Here is an 18613-nt window from a genome sequence, read left to right on the forward strand (position 1 = left end):
CTCGGTCTTGATACGCACAATGTTACCGTCAATCGACGTAATCAGTTGATCTGTGTCTGTTTGAGGACTCTCATGAGGTTCTGGCATACCTTTTTTATTATCGTATGGATTGTAATCCGGATTTGATGCAGCCATTTTTGTTTTCTCACGAGTCTTATTCAATGTCTGCCTTCGCTCTTCGACTGCAGAGTTTCCATACGGCAATGACCGGGGTTCAAATCCCCGTCGGAGCACTCATTTCTCACCGCCGTCACGCGATCTTCACCAGTGAATGAGGAGTCTATCCAACCATGTCATTGGACAATTCGATTCGATCGATATGAGGAATTGATCGTAAACAGGCAACCTCGATCCGGCCAGGCGTAGATATGGGCCGAAACAGTGTGCCCACTAAAGATGTAGAGCGGCAATATTTGTTCTGTTTACTCATCGAATTGATCCGGTAGACAAATCCATATAATCAGCGAATAACGCTTCAAACCGCACGAATATAAATAAATCGCGGGAATCTTTAATAAGATCGCACCACGTGGTAAAGACGGCCTGTATGACAACACACAAGTTAACAACTGACAAGCAGGGAGAGTACCATTATACAGTCGGTCCGTATCCAGATCCTGTTCTTGAAATCGAGCCCGGTGACACTGTCGAGGTCGAAACGCACGATGCATTTGAGGGAGCTATCGAGACAGAGGATGATTTGCCAAGTGAGGTTCTCGGTGACTACCTAAATCCACAGAATGGTCCAATCTACGTTGATGGTGCAGAGGAAGGCGATGCACTGGCGATACAGATCAACGACATCCAACCCCGCGGGCCCCAGCCGAGGGGAACAACCTGTACAGTCCCCTACTTTGGTGGGCTTACTGCGACAGATCGAACGGCAATGCTCCACGATCCGCTCCCAGAGATCGTGAAGAAATTGGAAGTCACGACGGAGGGCACTGTCTGGAACGAAGATATTACAATTCCGTATGACCCGTTCATCGGAACGGTGAGTACGTCGCCAAAGATTGATTCAGTGAACGCGCTGACACCATTCAAGCACGGTGGCAACATGGACCTGCCTAATGTGCGTCCGGGCAATACAATCTATCTCCCAGTTGAGGTGGAAGGTGGATACGTCTATCTTGGAGACTGCCACGCTGCACAAGGAGATGGTGAGCTCTGTGGTGTCGCGATCGAGCACCCGACTGTTACAACTATTACAGTCGATCTAATCAAAGATTGGGAACTTGAATGGCCGCGGCTGGAATCCGATGAGTACATTATGAGCATTGGGAGCGTTCGTCCGATGGAAGATGCCGCCCGGGCAGCGTATACAGACTTGGTCCACTGGATGGTTGACGACTATGGATTTGACAAAATGGAGGCATATATGCTCCTCACACAGGTCGGACACGTCCGCTTAGGCAATATGGTCGATCCAAACTACACCATCGGTGCAGGCATCGATAAATCGTATTTGTGAGTGTCGGGTCAACTACCTCGGGGTCAAGTGCTTCGAGAGACAACGTCTCTCGTTACCTTCGCTCCGCTCACTCACGGCAATGTCCACGTGAGTTGTATGCGAATACCGTTGACACTATCCAATGTGATTTAGGATACCAATCGCGAGACCACGAGTTAGTTCACTGATGGTTATTCCACTCACCACGATCGGACCGCCAGTTTCGGCAGTCACTGATGGCAGAACCAAGTGGGAGACAACTCAACACGGTGCGCGCAAACTTCTGTCCGCCACCGATTCGAAATGTCGTGGAGCTCATCACAGTTCGAACAGACGAATCCACTCCTGTTCTCAACGATACCAGACACTTCAGCACCGTGATAACAATAGAACCCATTACGTCCCGCTCGGTCAGCTGCGGGATTATGTAAAAAAGAGCTGATCACACTTTTCGAGTTCGTGTGTGAAAATGAGCTGCTTCATACACTGGATTCTCAGTAAGATACTTTTGGCATTGGTGATTGATTCAAGCTGATCGGTCTTTCGATCGATTAGAATAGGATTTGTCTGGCTCTTGTATTTCTGTCACGCCCGCAGCGGTGATTTCTTCGACTATGACCTCTGGGAGACCCAACAGAGACACGAATCGATTCGGATCAACCTGAATGCCATCCATTTTTATACCTGTCAGTTTTCCAACTGTGTTCAATACACTTACTTCAAATTCGAACGGTCTGCCACGCTCATCATAGGTGTAGACCCAAAGCCGTCCAAGTCCATTTGGACTCTGCCAAGTTGTCTGTCCTTGGACAAGCAGTTTGCCTGCTGGTGGGACACAGTGTTTTTTACATGCCGGGCAGTGGCCATTGTGTAGGTCTGACCCAATGTATGTGTATGCCTCCATACAATTGAAGCACTGCAATTCTACTATTGTCATACTGATTTGGTAAATATGTCACAACAACTCAACAGAGTGTTGTAATTATCCGAGACTACCCTCCATTTCGAGTTCAACCAAGCGGTTAAGTTCGACTGCGTATTCGATCGGTAGCTCTTCTGTGATTGGTTCGATGAATCCTGACACAATCATCTGTTTTGCATCGTCATCATCGAGGCCACGGCTTTGCAGGTAGAAGATATCCTCGTCGCCGATCTTGCCGACGGTTGCCTCGTGTGCAACGTCAACACGTGATTCGTTGATCTCCATGTATGGCATCGTATCCGATGTCGATTCGTTATCGAACATCAGTGCGTCACACTCGACTGCTGTTGAGGAGTTGTACGCTCCGTCTGCAATGTGGACCAATCCACGGTAGTTCGTTCGGCCACCGTCTTTCGAGATCGATTTTGACTCGATCGTCGATTTTGTCTCGGGTGCGTTGTGGTAGACTTTTGCACCAGTGTCGATGTTCTGGCCTTTTCCCGCGAACGCGATCGTAATGTGGTTGTCGGATGCACCACGGCCTTTGAGGATCGATGCTGGGTAGAGCATCGTTGCTTTCGACCCCATCGAGCCGGAGATCCACTCCATCCGGCCGTTCTTCTCAACGATTGCACGTTTGGTGTTGAGGTTGTAGGTGTTTTTCGACCAGTTCTGGACGGTGGAGTACTGCACGTGCGCGTCTTCTTTGACGAAGACTTCGACGCCACCGGAGTGGAGGTTGAATGCGGAGTACTTCGGTGCGGAACAGCCCTCAATATAGTGGACCTCCGAGCCTTTCTCTGCGATGATGAGCGTGTGCTCAAACTGTCCCATTCCTTCGGAGTTCATGCGGAAGTATGCCTGAATTGGCATATTAACCGTGACATCCTCTGGGACGTAGACGAACGATCCACCGGACCAGATTGCCCCGTGGAGTGCAGCGAACTTGTTGTCGCTCGGCGGCACGCACTTCGTCATGAAGTACTCTTTGACGATCTCTTCGTGCTCTTGGACTGCTTTGTCCATGTCACAGAAGACAACGCCTTTCTCTTGCCACTGCTCTTGCATGTTCTGATACACGATCTCGGATTCGTACTGTGCACCGACACCCGAGAGTGCGTTCTTTTCTGCCTCTGGAATGCCCAGTTTGTCGAACGTGTCTTTGATCTCGTCTGGGAGATCACGCCAGTCGTCAACCCCACCGCGGACATCGACGTCCGGACGGATGTATGGGACGATGGCATCAACGTCGACTTCGCTGAGATCCGGGGCTTCCGGCCAGCCAGTCGGCATCGGCATTTTCTGGAAGTGCTTAAGGGCGCGGAGACGGCGCTGTAGCATCCATTCGGGCTCATCTTTGTCTTCGGAGATGACGCGAATCGTTTCCTCATTGAGGCCTTTTTCGGCCTGGAACGCCGATTTCTGCTCCTTTTTAAATTCGAAGCGGGCTTCGGTGTCTGTCTGTTTTAGGTGTTCTTCGGAACTCATTACTATGTTCTTCATTCTATAACAGATAAGCTTTGACCTGGTGAAAATTAATTCGTAAATAATTTTGTTTACTTTGTATAAAATAAACTAAAATTATGACTAGATAAACTTACGTTCACATAGCGACATAGTAAAATCGACGCACATGGTGATACACACAACCGTTCCGTTTGACGCACTCACTACTGAAACAAAACGTCCCTCGTCAAACGCAGGAGGGGTAACTCAATGATGCCGTCCACAGAGAGAATCAGGGAACAATCCCAAACAAAATCGGAAAAAACGGGCGTACTACAAACATGCCCAGAGTGTGACGGCGAGATACGTCGTGATGAAGTCCGTGGAGAGTCTATTTGTCAGCTTTGTGGCCTCGTTGTTGGAGAGTATACCATTGATCATGGTCCCGAGTGGCGATCAAATGATGATGGCGATAGTCGTTCGCGAGTAGGGAGTCCGCTAACGAACTTACGACATGACAAGGGCCTTTCAACGCAAATTAGCTGGCAAAATAAAGACGCGAGAGGAAACGGACTTAGCTATCAAAAACAACGCAAATTCAATCGTTTACGACGCTGGGATCAACGTGCAAATGCGCGATCGCCCGAAGAACGGGGATTGAAGCATGCACTCGGTGAAATCGAGCGCATGTCTTCTGCATTGGGGTTACCAAAACCAACACGGCAGATTGCTGCACAAATATACCGGCGTGCTGCTGATGACAATTTGCTTCCAGGGCGATCGATCGAGGGAATTGCGACCGCAAGCGTATACGCTGCGGCACGAATTGATGGCGTTCCACGAACGCTTGAAGAAGTCGCAGTTGTTAGTCGAGTAGACCAACAGCGAATCGAACGTGCATACCGGTATATGAAGCGTGAGCTATCACTAAGCGTCCCTCTCACGGACCCTCGTGAGTACATGACCCGCATTGCGTCAGAAACCAGTTGCACAATGCAGACAGAACAACAGGCCCGAGCACTCATTGATAAAGCAGTCCGCTCTGGTGTACACGTAGGTAAAAGCCCTGTCAGTATCGCGGCTAGCTCGATTTATGCTGGAGCAAAAATGACAGACGATCCAATCACACAATCAGAGATTGCTGCTGCTGCAAACGTAAGTGAAGTCACGATACGAACTCGGTACCGGGAGTTGCTCAAATTGGATTCAGAAACCTGAACCGCATCAGCGTTGGCTGAGAGGCTACTAGCCTCGAATGTCCCGATGCTTTCAGCCGGTGGTGGTGAAAATCAACGATCATGGATGGGGCCAATAGCAAGCAGAGTGGGAGAACGAAGTAGATATCCAACTGCGCCTGTTGAAGTTGTCGAATACAGGCCCCAATTGAAACAGACTCCACACATCAAAATACTTCTCAGCACGTTGTCAAGATACTCTATTAAACGCCTACATATTGTGTATCTGAAACAACATTGAATAGTGGCACTAAATAACATACCCTATGGAAATCAAGGCCGCGGTTGTTCATGAGAAAGGCGGTTCCTTTGAGATCGAATCAGTGGAACTTGAGGAGCCACGTGCAGATGAGGTACTGATCGATATGACTGCCGTGGGTGTTTGCCATACTGATCTTTCTGTGAGAGATCAGTATTATCCGACACCACTACCAGCAGTTTTGGGACATGAAGGGTCCGGCGTTGTCGAAGCAGTTGGTGAGGATGTCACCGGGGTTTCTCCCGGCGATCATGTTGTGCTCTCGTTTGATTACGATACGACCTGTAGCAATTGTCGAAACGGAGACGTTGCATACTGCAACGAATTTTTTGAGCATAACTTCACTGGACGACGTGTCGAGGACGGCTCCTCACCAATTTCGCAGAACGGAAACGAGATCTCGGGGCTATTCTTCGGGCAGTCATCATTTGCAACGACAGCGATCGCAAAAGAACGAAACGTTGTCGTTGTTCCTGATGATGCACCGTTGGAACTGCTTGGACCGCTTGGGTGTGGGATTCAAACCGGTGCTGGTGGCGTCATAAATTCGCTCGATCCACAGGCAGGCTCATCAATGGTTATTTTTGGAGCCGGTTCGGTTGGATTGAGTGCCTTGCTGGGTGCGAACATCAAAGGGTGTACGGACATCATTCAGATCGACCTCGTCGACAGTCGCCTAAAAAAAGCCGAAGAGCTTGGTGCAACGATGACGATAAACCCTGAAGCAGTGGATGACACAAACAGTGCGATTCAAGACGAACTCGGTGGCGGCGCAGACTACTCATTAGAGACGACCGGCCAGCCATCGGTACTCCGACAAGCAGTCGATGTGCTTCGACAAGGAGGCACATGCGGCGTAATTGGTGCACCACCGCTGGGGACCGAAGTATCGCTCGATGTAAACACGATTCTATTCGGACGGACCGTTCAGGGAATTATTGAGGGAGATTCCCATCCAAAGGAGTTCATCCCGGATCTTGTTGAACTATACCAACAAGGGAAGTTCCCATTTGATGAATTTGTCACATACTACGATTTCGATGATATTCAGCAGGCAGTTGCGGATTCCGAATCAGGCGAAGTCATCAAACCGATTCTGCGGATGGATCAGTAGTCTCTCACGCTGTGGGCTTGACGTGACTCGATCGAAACAACACAAAACCGTTCATCACGCACGGATCTCACACCAAACTACTGTCCTGCGATGAATATTCTCCATGGCGACAACGGCTTTTTTGTAGTCTGTCCACCGTGTCTATGGTATGTCTTCACTTACAACGGATGACGTAGAAAGACTCCGCGGTGTATTCGATCGACATCTCGATGTTGGCCTCCACCATGGGGCACAGTGTGCGGTGTATGTTGACGGATCGTTGGCCGTTGATTTTGCAGGTGGCACTGCTGCTCCAGAGGGCGACGAAACAACGAGTGAGACGAAGCATCTGATTTTCTCGTGCACAAAGCCGTACGTTGGTGTCGTTATCCACCAGCTCGTCGAAGAAGGACAGATTGCATACGGCGATCGCCTTGTTGAGTACTGGCCATCGTTCGCAGAGCAGGGTACAGAGAAGGCAACAATCACTGTTGAACAAGTGCTTTCGCACACTGCAGGGATCCCATATGGCCCGTTCGACGAGCAGGGAGACAAGTGGGACGATTGGGATGCGGCTGTCGCGGCAATGGAAGACATTGAACCGGTCTATTCACCGGGTGAGCAACCTGCGTATCACGCATTCAACTATGGCTGGCTCACAGGCGAACTGATCCATCGGGTTCTTGAACAACCGGTACGCGAGGCCGTCAAAGAGCGGGTATTCGAGCCGCTTGGAATGGACGATACGTCGATCGGACTCGATCCTGATGAGCCGGACTCAGTCGCAGTACTGTCCGGGTTCGAGATGTCCGATCGATGTCGAGATGTTGGTGAGGGGTTAGGCATTCCCGCGGCAGACTCGGCCGCAGCATTCAATGAAGAACGGATTCACCGGGCGGTTATCCCTGCCGCGAACGGTATCGGAACGGCCCGCGATATGGCTCGTTTCTATGCGTGCATCGCAAACGGCGGTTCGATCGACGGAACGGAGCTCCTTTCGACAGAGACCGTTGACTATGCGACGCAAACGCACGCTGAAACGGATTCGGATGGGACACTCTCTCGTCCGGCTCGATATGGGCTTGGCTTTTGGACCGGCGGCCTCGCAAATGATATGTTCGGAACAGTGAGCCGCGAGCGCCAGTTCGGACATGCCGGATTAGGTAGTATCTTCGGGTGGGGAGATCCAGAGCTCAACGTTGGGTTTGCGTACGTGACAAACGGTATTCGAGAGGAGTCATACGAACATGCCGCTCGCGTTAATGCAATGGCTGATGCAGTTCGCCTGTGTCTCTCTGAGTGAGTAGAAACCAACGTGTTGTGAAATGTTTTCAGCGTCCGTATTGTAAGAAAACTCATTTGCTTATCGAGTTCTGTTTGAGCTAATAGGAAGGTCCGTATTCAAGATCAGCCAAGAGATCGGTGACTGCTTACACCCATGCAATCGACGTATTGTGTTTTTTGAGATATTCTGGATTAGCCCGACCTTCCATGGCTTCGATGTAACATCCTTCCTGGTCAATCAGCGTTGTGTGAAGAATATCGCTTTCTGTGCTAAGTTCCGGATCGACCCGTAGACAGTACTCACAATCGATCGTGAATAATCCAAGGTCGAAGGCCGCATGATGTGTTTTGCTCAGTGGAACTACGTTGGAGAGGTCTGCTCGATGCGCTTCAAATTCACTCCATGATAGCACATGTGCAATGTCTAAGAGCCCGGGATGATCGACACCTGATACGGGACATGTTTGATTATATTGGGTGAGGGCAGTAGCACGAAATTCAGGATCAAGCGATCGGGCATGCACAGATGTTGTATACGTTCCTGCAGAAATCTTATCAGCGATGAGTGGGTTCCAGTCACCGCCTCCCCACTCTTCGACAGCATTGGTAACAAACTGATGACCCTGCTCCGTTAGCTCATACAACTGTTCGTTTTTTGTGACCAACCCCATACTTCGAAGCCAGTTTGCTCGTTGGAGTGCCATATCGGTCTCACCATGGCTCCATCCGAGTTCTGGGTGTGTCTTCAACTGTTGCTCGCTTATTTCCGCAATCGTAAGCGGGGTAGCTGCTAACTCGTACATCAGGCTTCGAAGTCCAATGGTCCGATCGCACATTATACAGAATAACGTCGCCGTATCTTTTGTTGCAACATACTTTCTGCCAGCATCTCCAAGCACCCATCTTGACTCGTCTTTTTTGATAAACCCCACGTTCTGGATGTATGTTACCCGACGAAGGATTGACTCACGGCTTGAAACATTCCGAAATGTGCCTCGATGCCAGCCAACAAGTTCGTCAGTCGTTGGATTGTGTGTTTCAACGCACTCCAGCACTGCATCAAGTGTCTCAACGTAGTTCGTCGCCCCACCGAACATTGGGACAATACTACGCAATCGATCGGTAGCCATACAATGTATGTCAATCACAGTCACTGGACTTCATACTTTGTGCAGCGTTCATATGGATAGGTAAGTTCACCGACGAACAACGATCGTCCGTCCGACAACGTCACCAATTCGTTTGCCATCACCACGATACAGAATCACTGCGACCGCAACGCTCCAGTAGCCGAGCCCATCAATGAGGCGAAGCGCATTCCGAAGAAATGAGCCGCGAAACCCAAGCGCAGTGCCGTCATCAGAAACCACAGTGAGGCCGAATAGCCGCTTACCGATCGTCTCCCCAGTCTGCCACTCAAACAAAAAATGATACAAAAATGCAGCCGCCATGAGCAGCAGGAAAACGATCGTACGTGTGTCTCCCGGCGTCAAGAGTGCAGAAAATGAAACACCAGAGAGAACTACTGGAAGACACACAGCGACCAAGACAACTAGCTGATCAACGAGGAATGCAGGTGTTCGGAGCCGAAGCGGCGCAGGCGTGACCGACATACAGGACTGTTGTCGGTGATCGATGAAAACCTACCTGTCACAGTTCACTGATACTCACACTGCCCACGTCTCTTCTGTATAACACATCTCCCAAAACTGGTGCTCCAATCGAGCGCTGGTGAGGAACGCCTCAGTCATTGCGTCGTGTTCACCCGGATACTGTTCTGCACACCGATCGACAAACTCGCGCATCCACGCAACAGCATCTCGAAACTCATCGCTCGTATACTTTTCAATAAACGCGGTGTATTTGTGCGTTGTGTCCGCCTGTTCGGCCATGTGATCGGCAATATCGAGATATCCTTGTCCACATGGGTAGATTGCCGCACTAATTTCTGCGATTGACCCCTCGTATGCGGTTCGAACGAGGAAGTTCGTGTATGCGACACACGTTGGGACTTTTGTGACCGATTCCAAATCCGCTGGTGTCAGCCCCCATTCCGACGCAAACTCCCGATGAAGATCCATCTCGTAATCCAGTATCGTGTGTGCAACGTCCATCAGATGTGTCATATCCGCTTCTGTATCTGCTTTTGAACTCGCGATCGCAAACACCCGGGCGTAATCCAACAAATAGCGGTAATCCTGTTTGACCCAGTGGAGAAATGCATCTTCATCGAGCGTTCCTGCGGCTAACTCGACAACAAACGGATGTGATTTTTGTGCGGTCCAAATGTCCTCGCCAGCGGTGAGAAGCTGTGTACTGAAACTCATCCTATCTGAAGAGAGGTCAGTACACCCAAATATATGTTAGTGGTATTACTTGAGAATATCTATGCTGAAAATACAGTCCCGACTCCAAATGCAGCGATAAGAGAAGAGTGATTGACGATTGACTACTGGTCTTTACCGCCGTCAGTGAGGGTCCGCTGTGAGAGGACCTCATCAGCAAGCATATTTGCTTCAGCCGGGAGCGGTCGGTTGCCATCGCGGCAGGCGCGACCAATCCGGTCTGCAAGCACAGTTACGTCTTGACCGGTGCCTTCCGTGGCGACGCGTTCGAACGTTTGTCCATACATTGGAGCTGTCCGGTTGCCTTCTTCATCAAGGCTTGCATCAATCACGTATCGTACTTGTTTCACCGCTTCCTCCGGGTGCATACTCGTACATTCCATAGCGTTCCTTATAAATTTACTCTGATTCGGAATTGAGTAAATTACTCTCGCGAACGATCGATCGTTCGACACATCGATCGGAGATATTCAGCGGCAACAAGCGGTTCGTGACCGAGTAGTGGCCGGACAGTATCACACCCATGTAAGAGTTGTTCTCGAGTCTGTCCGGGTGGGAGTTTGTTAGTCACAACCGTCTCGACAGTGTTGAGAAGTGGTAGTACGTCCGATCGGTTTCCCGTTCGTGCGCTTGATTCGGCTTCCGAAAGCAGTTGGACCAGCGTATCAGACACGTCTTCAGGAAGGTCGTCACTCACGGCAGTCGGTAGACGCGAGGAGAACAAAAAAGCTACAAAAACGATCGAAACCGGAGTCTATACCACCGCGACTGAGAGAGTATGCACATGACAACATCGCCGCGTCGATCGACTGTTGCGGCTGCGGCAGCCAACGCTGGTGCAGCAGTTGCGATGGACCGATTTCGCACCGGAATCGATATTGAGACAAAAGACGGGAAGACGGATGTCGTCACCGAAGCCGATCGACTGGCCCAACGAGAAGTCATCAAGGTAATCAAAGAATCATTTCCAGACGATGCGATCGTCGGTGAGGAAGATGATGAACTCAAATCAGTCCCAGATAACGGTCCCGCGTGGGTTATTGACCCGATTGATGGAACAAACAACTATGTCCGAAATATTAGACTGTGGGGGACTGCTGTAGCGGCCGTTATCGATGGCGAGCCGGTCGCAGCTGCGAACGTGTTCCCCGCGCTTGGTGACACCTACACCGCAGATGAGACACAAGCCTACAGAAACGGCGAGCCAATTGCAGTTTCAACAGAAGAGGATCCACAGCGATGTGCAGTCTGTCCAACTATCTGGTGGGATTTCGACAACAGAGATGAGTATGCTCGGGCAACGAGTGCGATCGTCCACCAATTCGGCGATTTGCGGCGATATGGCTGTGCGCAAGCGGCATTATCGCTTGTCGCATCCGGATCGCTTGATGGTGTGAATACGAACATCCAGCCAAATCCGTGGGATACCGTTGCTGGAGTCCACCTTATTCGTTCCGCAGGTGGCATGGTGACTGACATTCATGGCGATCGGTGGAGACACGATTCCACTGGCCTTGTTGCATCAAGTGGGGCTATCCACGGCGAAGTATTGCAAGCGACCCGTGCGATTGAACAACTGGATGACTGAGCAAGGTTTTCAGTTTGGAGGCTCAAATAATGGTATACGCAAATGTCCGATATGGAACTAGATGACACGGATCGAGCGATCCTCCGTATTCTCCAAGAAAACGCGCGAACACCGTTTAGCGAGATTGCACGCCGGATTGAAATGTCAAGCGCGACCGTCCACGATCGTGTTGGCCGACTCGAAGACGCAGGCGTGATCAACGGGTATCACGCAGATGTCGACGCGAAAAAAGTTGGGTACGGCGTCTCGGCGCTTGTCGGACTCCGTGTTGAACAAGGAAGAGAGGAAGATGCCCTGTCTCGACTCCGTGAGATCGACGGTGTCCAAGCAATCCATCTGACAACTGGTGAGTGGGATGTCATGCTTCGTGTGTATGCAAAAGATACAGACGCACTTCGAGATCTGATGTTTGATAACGTTGCTGCAATGGATGGCTTCTCACGATCGCAGACGATGATTATTCTTGGAACGGATTACGAATCAGCCGGGCCGCCGATTTAGTTCGGTGTGCTCTTTCAGCGCACACGACCGCAATACTAAATTCCCTCGTCCTCTCGTATGTGAATATGGCTGCTGTCTCCGATCGACTGTCTGAAGATCCAGAAGCACTCTGGGGTGGAACAGTGCTTGCCCTCCTTGCAGCGCTCATTGGAGGATCTGCACTGTTCCCACAGACTGTGTATGATGGATTTGTGTGGAAATATTTCTGGGGCCCCGTTGTTGCAGATGGTGCAGGTGCGTCCTGTGCGGTCCGATCTGGTGGGGAAACGTCACTGCTATTCAGTCTAAACGACTGTGCAACTGCAACCGGCGTGGTTGCGGAGCCTGGATACACTACAATTTCGACACTGAGCTACGCGCTTATTTTGGTGTTAATGCTGGTTGGTATTGTGTTCCTTATCCGTCGCCTCGATATTGGTGACGAACCTGGCCTCTTTTTTGCACTGTTTCCGTTCATGCTCTTTGGTGGATCGCTTCGAACCGTTGAAGATGTCGGCATTGCACTTGGTGGCGGTGCCGAAGCACTGATTCCGTTCCCATGGAGCGCGTTTCTAATTAGTCCGTTTATCTACTTCACTGTCTTTTTAATCACGCTTATCGCACTACTGATTTCTGTCGGTGCGGAGCGACAAGAGCTTGTAAGCCGATATGAGTATCCACTTGCAGCGATCGGTTCACTTGCGTTCGGTGCAACACTCGTCTACTACGGGTATGTTGCGGCGACAACAGAGGTGATCAATGTTGTCTGGGCTGTTCCAATCATCACGCTCGGCGGAGCGACAGTAATTACGGCAATCACATGGTATGTGACACAAAACTATGCACCACACATCAATGCTGGAACTGGATTTGCCGGTGCGATCGTTGTCTGGGGCCACACAGTTGACGGTGTTGCAAACGTTCTGAGTTTGGACTGGTCGAGTCAGCTTGGCATTCCAAACTACTCGCCAAAACACGTCGTCAACGGGGCGATCATTGATCTAATGAGTGCTGTACAACCGGCATCAGTCTCTGCAGCAATCGGAACCGCATGGCCGTTCCTCTTTGTGAAGGTTGGTGCAGCACTGTTCGTTGTCTGGCTGTTTGAACCCGAAATGTTTGAGGAAAGTCCGCGATACTCGTGGGTGTTATTGATTGCGGTACTTGCAGTCGGGCTTGGACCGGGGACCCGTGATTTCCTCCGTGCAACCCTCGGTGTGTAAACTAAGAGGAAACTTTTCCGGCTGCACTCACGGTAATGACGGTACAGTCCAATTTTTCACGAAGGAACGAGTCAATATCTGGGTCTGAGAGGAACTTTCGCACCATTCGCCGCCAGCGACCGGCCTGTTTTGAACCAATCACAACGACATCTGCACCTTCCGCTGCCACCTCTTCGAGAATCGTCTCTTCGACAAGAAACCCTTTTCTAACGACGTATCGTGCAGTAGGAATTCGCCCAAACCGCCGCTCAACTGCGCGTTTGAGTTCGGTCCGAGTTGCATGCGTACTATTCTGATAAAGATCAACATGGAGAATGGTCAGCTCTGCATCCCGGTCCTCGGCAACGCGAATCGCCTCTCCAACAGTTGCCTCTGAATGTTTGGTTAAGGGATATCGAACTGGAACCACGACAAGCGTCATTACATACAACTCTCGCTGCGTGAAGGTAAAAGCAACACTGCTGATGGAAGGCTTATGTTACCAATCAACACATAGATGGACTATAGGCACTATGGCTCGGTGAAGCGGATCCGATCGCTTACTGTTGGGGTAATCCCGAACTGCCTCGCATATTCTGCGAGTACCTCATGTTGTACACCATGGTCAGAAACGTGATGGTGTGTATCGATCGCTGGGAACTCATGATCGGAGTGGAGCAGATACTCTGCGGTGGCGACAGTGTATGTCCGATCTTCAGCAACTGGTTCGCCATTAACTGCTGCATCGAGAAGCGTTTCCCCTGCGGCATCCCACGTTACGGTTGCATTACTGATGTGGCCGTGCCACCACTCATCCTCACCGAAATCAACGGTTGATACCGCAAGCTGTTCAAACAGTTCCCACAGCTCTTCACCAGTTACTGCTGCGGTGACAATCGGCTCCTCGAACGGAATAACGCTGATAAAATCTGCAACCGTGACATCACCGTTGAGTGGCGGCCCCGATCGAATTCCACCGCTATTTTGCAGTCCAACGTCTGCATCTGCGGCCCACCGATATGCATCCGCGACGAAGTTCCCGATTCGACATTCACCACCATGAACCGTCTCTGGATCGCGAACGATCGGCGTCTCAACATGACCAACAACCGTATCGACACCAGCTGACTCAAGGCGATGCTGGAGCGAACGTTTCACTGACTCGATAACAGGAGCGCCAGCAACGTCGTGGCGCTTAACCGTGACATCGTCACCGCTCAGTGTAACCTCAAGCACTGCGTGGCCATTCACACCTGGCCGTGTAAGAACGGTCCCATTGATTTGATCAATTCGTTCGCGATGGACATGCCCACCAAGAATTACATCAATATCGATCGCTTCTGCAAGCGCATCATCTCCAGCGCCCAGATGCGACAGGGCAACAATGTAATCAACATCTTTTGAGCGGAGCTCTGCCACTGCGCGTGCTGCGGCATCTATTGGATCATCGAAGACAAGATCAGCAGCAGTTGGGTTTATTGAGGGTGTTGCAGGATCGGTAACACCAAAAAACCCGACAGTAGAGCCATTCACCGTCCGAGTTGTGGTTGGAACCACACCGACATCTGCACCGAATCGATCCCCGTCCGAATCACGGATATTTGCATTCACCCACGTCTGTGGTGCATCTGCAACCAGATCGATCGTTGCAGCAAGCCCATAATCAAAATCGTGGTTCCCAAACGTTGCAACATCGGTACCGATCTGTCGATACAGATCAAGTGCCTGCCGCCCATCGCTGACGAGTGATGTAACACCAGGTGCGGTGTTATCACCAGTTCCAACAACGAGCGAATTCGCGTCGCTCAGCGAGGAAATAAGTCCTGCAAACCGGCCAACTCGTGTCGGATCGTCGTAAACATTCTCGATATCAGAATAGTGGAGAAGCCGAACCATATGACAGAGTGGTGCTGGTGGCTGCTTCAAACCGTCGGCTTCTGCTCGGCGCGCAGCACCTAATCTTCGAGTTTAAATGCAACCTCGACTTCCGCCTGATACTCTCTATTTTCAACGGTTGCGAGTTCAACACCGAGCTCTTTGACTTCAATCCAGTGGACGTTATCGAGCGTCTCAGTTGCTCGATCGATCGCATCGTCCGCTGCGTCATCGAAGCTTTCTGTGCTTTTACCAATCAGTGTAACTTTCTTATATACCATTGCACATGCTATCTCGCGGCACAGTGGTAAAAACGTAGGTGGTACAACAGTGACAGGTCCGTGGTGTCGCTGCGATCAGGCCCAACTATGTGGGTAGACAACTTCAAAGTCGCCGTCTCTGTCGACGCCGATTATTGCCCAATCATACGGTGGCTTTGCTGACCGAAGATATGTGAGAAGTGTTTCTGCTGACTGTTTCCATGTAACGAAACACCGAAGCCGTGGATAGTCTGTTGTATCCTCACCTTCAAGAAGTCGTTCGGGTGATTCCACGTCGCTTTCACACATTGGTGTGACAAGCACGCGCCGCCATTTGCGTTCTGCAATAAATTGCATTTCCTCCTCGTCTATGGCGTATCCGAGGCGTTTGAATACGGTTCTCGCCTCCTCGCTTGGTGGCATGGTAACAGTTGCCATCTAGACTCAGATTGCGACCGTTGGGTGATAAAGGTTCGCACAAATCAGTTTCTCTGGAGGAATATCACCAATAGTGAAATTATTCGTGTGCTGCGTCCCACTCTTCGGGCTTCCGGATATTCCCACAGTTATTGCACTCTATCTTACCCATGGTATCCATCGCATTATCAAAACTTTCGCAGTTTGAACAGACATAGCCCCAACGGTTACTGCTGTCTTTGCTGGAGTAGACCGCATAAAATGGTGCTTCGCTGCCACGCTCTGCGTCCGATCGATCAATAAAGACAGACTCGCCGCGTTCAGTTGTTGCAGATTCAAGTGCCATACTAGTTGTATCGCTCAGCGGCGATTTAATTTTGTAGGTGAAAAAGCGGGTCCTGTTCTGCTCTTACGTTCTGAAACTTTCACCACAGCCACATTCTGCGGTGATATTTGGATTCTCAACAGTGAACCCTGCAGCCTGTAGCCCATCTTCGTATTCAAGCCGGCTGCCGCCAATATAGTTCAGACTTGCAGGATCGACAAATACACGGAGCCCATGGTGTTCAGTCACCGTATCGTTCTCCTCGGGCTCGGTGTCAAATCGCATTCCGTACGAGAGTCCCGCACAGCCGCCTTGTTGAACAAACAGCCGGAGGCCACTCACATCGGTGTCCATATTTTCGCTCTCCAACAGCGCAAGTGCCTTGTCGGCTGCTGCTGGTGTCACTTCGACGGCGGTACTCGACGTTCCGTCGATCGATTCAGTACTCATACAGACAGATATCGGCTCAAGGATGTTAACTGTGACGCCGAGCCACACACAGCGAAACCAACGGTGGTTACGATTCGTCCGAAAAGCGTACGCGGACACTTTCGGCGTGTGCGTCAAGCCCCTCTGCCTCTGCGAGCGTTGTGATTGTCTCTGTCAGCTCTGCGAGCGCATCTTCGGACAGCCGTTGGACCGTTGTCGATCGCATAAACGTATCAACTGACAGCCCACCGAACCGTTTCGCACCACCGTTCGTTGGCAGTACGTGGTTTGTGCCGGATGCATAGTCGCCGGCGGCGATCGGCGTAAACGGCCCTAAAAAGACACTGCCCGCAGAGTCGATCCGGTCGAGTAGGGCTTCATCATCCGCTGCCTGAATCGAGAGGTGCTCCGCGGCATACTCTTCAGCAAACAGCACCGCTTCTGACATCGATCGGGCAAGCAACACACCGCTTGCATCGTTTGTCAGCGCTGCTCGAATCGTCTCTGATCGGTCACGCTCGCCTGCTTGGCGATCGGCCTCAGTGGCAATCTCGGCTGCAAGCGACGCATCATCTGTCACTGCAACAACCGAGGAGTTTGGGTCGTGTTCGGCTTGGGCAACCAGATCTGAAGCAACGGTCGTCGCATCAGCAGTCTCATCAGCAAGTACCAGTCCCTCAGATGGGCCTGCAAGGAAGTCAATCTCGACATCGCCTCGAACCGCTGCCTTCGCGGCAGTCACCCATTTGTTCCCTGGCCCAACAACTTTCTGCGCTGCAGTCACGGTTTCGGTTCCGTATGCAAGCGCACCGATCGCCTGTGCGCCACCAACCTGATACACTGCATCAGCACCCGCAACGTGAATCGCTGCAAGCGTGACCGGATTTATTGGCTCAGCTGGCGGGGTGGCGACAGCAACGTGTTCAACCCCTGCAACCTTCGCTGGAATAACACCCATCAGCGCGCTGGATGGGTATGCTGCGGTCCCACCCGGGGCATACACACCCACACGTTCAAGCGGTCGATAGCGTCGGCCTAACTCCCGACCGTCAAACGATTCTCGCCAGTCTGCTGGCCGTTGTCGTTCGTGAAACTCGCGGATGTTTGCGGCGGCGTGTTCGATCGCTGCTCGAGTTTCCGTATCAATTTCAGTATATGCGCGTTCGGCCTGGTCAGTCACATCAATATTGCCAACCTCGACGCCATCAAACTCCCGAGAAAACTGTCGAACCGCAACATCACCCTCCGTTCGAACGCGATCGATAATATCGCGAACATCTCCCCGAACGGCATCAATACCTGCATCACGCTCAAAAAACGCGCTCCGTTCGGATGGAGACAGATCAGCAATCGTCGTAACGTTCATACACTCGCTTGGAGAGGGCGTCGAAAAACCGTTTCCATCACATTACTTAGTCAATTGATCTGATTCCGGTGATGTCGAGAAGGCCCCAGATAAACAGATAACACATCAGTCCAAACGCGAGGAGTACGATCGGCGCAGCAAGCGCGAGCGAGATAGAATATGGGAGGAAAATCCGGGTTGTCCCCCGAATGATGAAACTCAGAAAAATGAGCCCGAATGAAGCGAGCGCAAGTGTGACGAAGCGGCTCCGGTCCATGCCACAGTTCGGCGTGAGAACGTGATGAACGTTCCGCTGTGGCTTAGGGACGCACCCCGTTGAAACGACCGTTTTGGATAGGCTGGTACGTTGTAGCTAGTTACTACTCAGATACATATTGTTCACAGTCAGTTCCTACAGTTATAGTAGTTAATTTATACCTATCTACCTACCTGTTGAGGATCGATTCAGTTCGAATCGTCGGTGAACGTACGCGTGAGTGTGCGTTCGCTAACTGAACTTCCGGGACACAGGGGATCTGTGCCCATATCCAATATATGTCGCACTCAAATCAAGAAGATAAACCCACAGACGACATCGCTAAGCAATCCGCCACTGAGGAGTCACAAGACAGTGAACCACTTTCAACCGAGATCGATC

The 18613-nt window shown here is 51.0% G+C and carries 22 protein-coding genes; 7 read left to right on the forward strand and 15 right to left on the reverse strand.

The features are described 5' to 3' along the window. Nucleotides 1-547: 547 nt before the first annotated feature. A complete protein-coding gene (locus tag AArcSt2_RS04395) occupies nucleotides 548-1471 on the forward strand; it encodes an acetamidase/formamidase family protein (protein ID WP_174654176.1) in 924 nt (307 codons plus the stop codon). Between the two features lie 505 nt (nucleotides 1472-1976). Here AArcSt2_RS04395 and AArcSt2_RS04400 read toward each other — a convergent pair. Both AArcSt2_RS04400 and sufB read right to left on the reverse strand, forming a co-directional pair. Continuing rightward, entirely contained in the window at nucleotides 1977-2354 is a 378-nt protein-coding gene (locus AArcSt2_RS04400; RefSeq protein ID WP_174654177.1) for a hypothetical protein, read from the reverse strand. A 78-nt stretch (nucleotides 2355-2432) separates the two neighbouring features. Beyond that, nucleotides 2433-3860, reverse strand: coding sequence for a Fe-S cluster assembly protein SufB (sufB, locus tag AArcSt2_RS04405; protein WP_174654178.1), 1428 nt, complete (start codon nucleotides 3858-3860; stop codon nucleotides 2433-2435). A 228-nt stretch (nucleotides 3861-4088) separates the two neighbouring features. Between sufB and AArcSt2_RS04410 the strand changes: the two genes are divergently transcribed. The 3 genes from AArcSt2_RS04410 to AArcSt2_RS04420 all read left to right on the forward strand — a co-directional run bounded on the left by AArcSt2_RS04410 (nucleotide 4089) and on the right by AArcSt2_RS04420 (nucleotide 7708). After that, nucleotides 4089-5036, forward strand: coding sequence for a transcription initiation factor IIB (locus tag AArcSt2_RS04410; RefSeq protein WP_250583206.1), 948 nt, complete (start codon nucleotides 4089-4091; stop codon nucleotides 5034-5036). Nucleotides 5037-5319: 283 nt separating this feature from the next. Beyond that, complete coding sequence (locus tag AArcSt2_RS04415) at nucleotides 5320-6426, forward strand: NAD(P)-dependent alcohol dehydrogenase (protein ID WP_174654179.1); 1107 nt, start codon at nucleotides 5320-5322, stop codon at nucleotides 6424-6426. Between the two features lie 148 nt (nucleotides 6427-6574). Continuing rightward, nucleotides 6575-7708, forward strand: coding sequence for a serine hydrolase domain-containing protein (locus AArcSt2_RS04420; protein ID WP_250583208.1), 1134 nt, complete (start codon nucleotides 6575-6577; stop codon nucleotides 7706-7708). Nucleotides 7709-7835: 127 nt separating this feature from the next. On the opposite strand, the gene AArcSt2_RS04425 is transcribed toward AArcSt2_RS04420, so the two are convergent. The 5 genes from AArcSt2_RS04425 to AArcSt2_RS04445 all read right to left on the reverse strand — a co-directional run bounded on the left by AArcSt2_RS04425 (nucleotide 7836) and on the right by AArcSt2_RS04445 (nucleotide 10731). Continuing rightward, nucleotides 7836-8819, reverse strand: a complete 984-nt coding sequence (locus AArcSt2_RS04425) for an HNH endonuclease (RefSeq protein WP_250583210.1) — start codon at nucleotides 8817-8819, stop codon at nucleotides 7836-7838. Between the two features lie 66 nt (nucleotides 8820-8885). Further along, nucleotides 8886-9302 (reverse strand): RDD family protein, encoded by a 417-nt coding sequence (locus tag AArcSt2_RS04430; protein ID WP_250583212.1) that lies wholly within the window; start codon nucleotides 9300-9302, stop codon nucleotides 8886-8888. Between the two features lie 54 nt (nucleotides 9303-9356). Next, a complete protein-coding gene (tenA, locus tag AArcSt2_RS04435) occupies nucleotides 9357-10016 on the reverse strand; it encodes a thiaminase II (protein WP_250583214.1) in 660 nt (219 codons plus the stop codon). Nucleotides 10017-10138: 122 nt separating this feature from the next. Next, nucleotides 10139-10402, reverse strand: coding sequence for a hypothetical protein (locus tag AArcSt2_RS04440; RefSeq protein ID WP_174654183.1), 264 nt, complete (start codon nucleotides 10400-10402; stop codon nucleotides 10139-10141). 56 nt (nucleotides 10403-10458) lie between these two features. Beyond that, complete coding sequence (locus AArcSt2_RS04445; RefSeq protein WP_250583216.1) at nucleotides 10459-10731, reverse strand: DUF8101 family protein; 273 nt, start codon at nucleotides 10729-10731, stop codon at nucleotides 10459-10461. Nucleotides 10732-10818: 87 nt separating this feature from the next. Here AArcSt2_RS04445 and AArcSt2_RS04450 point away from each other — a divergent pair, with 87 nt between their 5' ends. From AArcSt2_RS04450 to AArcSt2_RS04460, 3 genes are all read left to right on the forward strand, one after another. Next, complete coding sequence (locus AArcSt2_RS04450; RefSeq protein WP_250583218.1) at nucleotides 10819-11622, forward strand: inositol monophosphatase family protein; 804 nt, start codon at nucleotides 10819-10821, stop codon at nucleotides 11620-11622. Nucleotides 11623-11673: 51 nt separating this feature from the next. Beyond that, nucleotides 11674-12123 (forward strand): Lrp/AsnC family transcriptional regulator, encoded by a 450-nt coding sequence (locus tag AArcSt2_RS04455; protein ID WP_174654186.1) that lies wholly within the window; start codon nucleotides 11674-11676, stop codon nucleotides 12121-12123. A gap of 65 nt (nucleotides 12124-12188) precedes the next feature. Then, on the forward strand, nucleotides 12189-13325 hold the full coding sequence (locus AArcSt2_RS04460) for a DUF63 family protein (protein ID WP_250583220.1): 1137 nt from the start codon (nucleotides 12189-12191) through the stop codon (nucleotides 13323-13325). A gap of 1 nt (nucleotide 13326) precedes the next feature. Here AArcSt2_RS04460 and AArcSt2_RS04465 read toward each other — a convergent pair whose 3' ends face one another. From AArcSt2_RS04465 to AArcSt2_RS04500, 8 genes are all read right to left on the reverse strand, one after another. Further along, a complete protein-coding gene (locus tag AArcSt2_RS04465; RefSeq protein WP_174654188.1) occupies nucleotides 13327-13746 on the reverse strand; it encodes a universal stress protein in 420 nt (139 codons plus the stop codon). Nucleotides 13747-13835: 89 nt separating this feature from the next. After that, complete coding sequence (locus AArcSt2_RS04470; protein WP_250583222.1) at nucleotides 13836-15200, reverse strand: bifunctional metallophosphatase/5'-nucleotidase; 1365 nt, start codon at nucleotides 15198-15200, stop codon at nucleotides 13836-13838. A 59-nt stretch (nucleotides 15201-15259) separates the two neighbouring features. Next, nucleotides 15260-15460: a dodecin gene (locus AArcSt2_RS04475; RefSeq protein WP_174654190.1), complete on the reverse strand. Its 201-nt coding sequence runs from the start codon at nucleotides 15458-15460 to the stop codon at nucleotides 15260-15262. A gap of 75 nt (nucleotides 15461-15535) precedes the next feature. Continuing rightward, nucleotides 15536-15877: a DUF7116 family protein gene (locus AArcSt2_RS04480; RefSeq protein WP_250583224.1), complete on the reverse strand. Its 342-nt coding sequence runs from the start codon at nucleotides 15875-15877 to the stop codon at nucleotides 15536-15538. Nucleotides 15878-15956: 79 nt separating this feature from the next. Beyond that, nucleotides 15957-16202 (reverse strand): DUF5816 domain-containing protein, encoded by a 246-nt coding sequence (locus AArcSt2_RS04485; protein WP_174654192.1) that lies wholly within the window; start codon nucleotides 16200-16202, stop codon nucleotides 15957-15959. Nucleotides 16203-16265: 63 nt separating this feature from the next. Next, nucleotides 16266-16631, reverse strand: coding sequence for a HesB/IscA family protein (locus AArcSt2_RS04490; RefSeq protein ID WP_174654193.1), 366 nt, complete (start codon nucleotides 16629-16631; stop codon nucleotides 16266-16268). A gap of 67 nt (nucleotides 16632-16698) precedes the next feature. Further along, nucleotides 16699-17976: a histidinol dehydrogenase gene (gene hisD, locus AArcSt2_RS04495; protein ID WP_250583226.1), complete on the reverse strand. Its 1278-nt coding sequence runs from the start codon at nucleotides 17974-17976 to the stop codon at nucleotides 16699-16701. A gap of 46 nt (nucleotides 17977-18022) precedes the next feature. Beyond that, nucleotides 18023-18232, reverse strand: coding sequence for a hypothetical protein (locus tag AArcSt2_RS04500; RefSeq protein WP_250583228.1), 210 nt, complete (start codon nucleotides 18230-18232; stop codon nucleotides 18023-18025). Nucleotides 18233-18613: the final 381 nt, after the last annotated feature.

This window comes from Natronocalculus amylovorans, from assembly GCF_023638035.1.
Classification (GTDB): Archaea; Halobacteriota; Halobacteria; order Halobacteriales; family Haloferacaceae; genus Natronocalculus; species Natronocalculus amylovorans.

Excerpts from the sequence above, each read along its gene's own strand:
- AArcSt2_RS04465 (WP_174654188.1), bottom strand. The coding sequence starts at position 13,746 with ATGACGCTTGTCGTGGTTCCAGTTCGATATCCCTTAACCAAACATTCA.
- sufB (WP_174654178.1), bottom strand. The coding sequence starts at position 3,860 with ATGAGTTCCGAAGAACACCTAAAACAGACAGACACCGAAGCCCGCTTC.
- AArcSt2_RS04410 (WP_250583206.1), top strand. The coding sequence starts at position 4,089 with ATGATGCCGTCCACAGAGAGAATCAGGGAACAATCCCAAACAAAATCG.
- AArcSt2_RS04500 (WP_250583228.1), bottom strand. The coding sequence starts at position 18,232 with ATGGACCGGAGCCGCTTCGTCACACTTGCGCTCGCTTCATTCGGGCTC.
- tenA (WP_250583214.1), bottom strand. The coding sequence starts at position 10,016 with ATGAGTTTCAGTACACAGCTTCTCACCGCTGGCGAGGACATTTGGACC.
- AArcSt2_RS04420 (WP_250583208.1), top strand. The coding sequence starts at position 6,575 with ATGTCTTCACTTACAACGGATGACGTAGAAAGACTCCGCGGTGTATTC.
- hisD (WP_250583226.1), bottom strand. The coding sequence starts at position 17,976 with ATGAACGTTACGACGATTGCTGATCTGTCTCCATCCGAACGGAGCGCG.
- AArcSt2_RS04480 (WP_250583224.1), bottom strand. The coding sequence starts at position 15,877 with ATGGCAACTGTTACCATGCCACCAAGCGAGGAGGCGAGAACCGTATTC.
- AArcSt2_RS04425 (WP_250583210.1), bottom strand. The coding sequence starts at position 8,819 with ATGGCTACCGATCGATTGCGTAGTATTGTCCCAATGTTCGGTGGGGCG.
- AArcSt2_RS04415 (WP_174654179.1), top strand. The coding sequence starts at position 5,320 with ATGGAAATCAAGGCCGCGGTTGTTCATGAGAAAGGCGGTTCCTTTGAG.
- AArcSt2_RS04485 (WP_174654192.1), bottom strand. The coding sequence starts at position 16,202 with ATGGCACTTGAATCTGCAACAACTGAACGCGGCGAGTCTGTCTTTATT.
- AArcSt2_RS04430 (WP_250583212.1), bottom strand. The coding sequence starts at position 9,302 with ATGTCGGTCACGCCTGCGCCGCTTCGGCTCCGAACACCTGCATTCCTC.
- AArcSt2_RS04395 (WP_174654176.1), top strand. The coding sequence starts at position 548 with ATGACAACACACAAGTTAACAACTGACAAGCAGGGAGAGTACCATTAT.
- AArcSt2_RS04400 (WP_174654177.1), bottom strand. The coding sequence starts at position 2,354 with ATGGAGGCATACACATACATTGGGTCAGACCTACACAATGGCCACTGC.
- AArcSt2_RS04455 (WP_174654186.1), top strand. The coding sequence starts at position 11,674 with ATGGAACTAGATGACACGGATCGAGCGATCCTCCGTATTCTCCAAGAA.
- AArcSt2_RS04460 (WP_250583220.1), top strand. The coding sequence starts at position 12,189 with ATGGCTGCTGTCTCCGATCGACTGTCTGAAGATCCAGAAGCACTCTGG.
- AArcSt2_RS04475 (WP_174654190.1), bottom strand. The coding sequence starts at position 15,460 with ATGGTATATAAGAAAGTTACACTGATTGGTAAAAGCACAGAAAGCTTC.
- AArcSt2_RS04490 (WP_174654193.1), bottom strand. The coding sequence starts at position 16,631 with ATGAGTACTGAATCGATCGACGGAACGTCGAGTACCGCCGTCGAAGTG.
- AArcSt2_RS04450 (WP_250583218.1), top strand. The coding sequence starts at position 10,819 with ATGACAACATCGCCGCGTCGATCGACTGTTGCGGCTGCGGCAGCCAAC.
- AArcSt2_RS04470 (WP_250583222.1), bottom strand. The coding sequence starts at position 15,200 with ATGGTTCGGCTTCTCCACTATTCTGATATCGAGAATGTTTACGACGAT.
- AArcSt2_RS04440 (WP_174654183.1), bottom strand. The coding sequence starts at position 10,402 with ATGCACCCGGAGGAAGCGGTGAAACAAGTACGATACGTGATTGATGCA.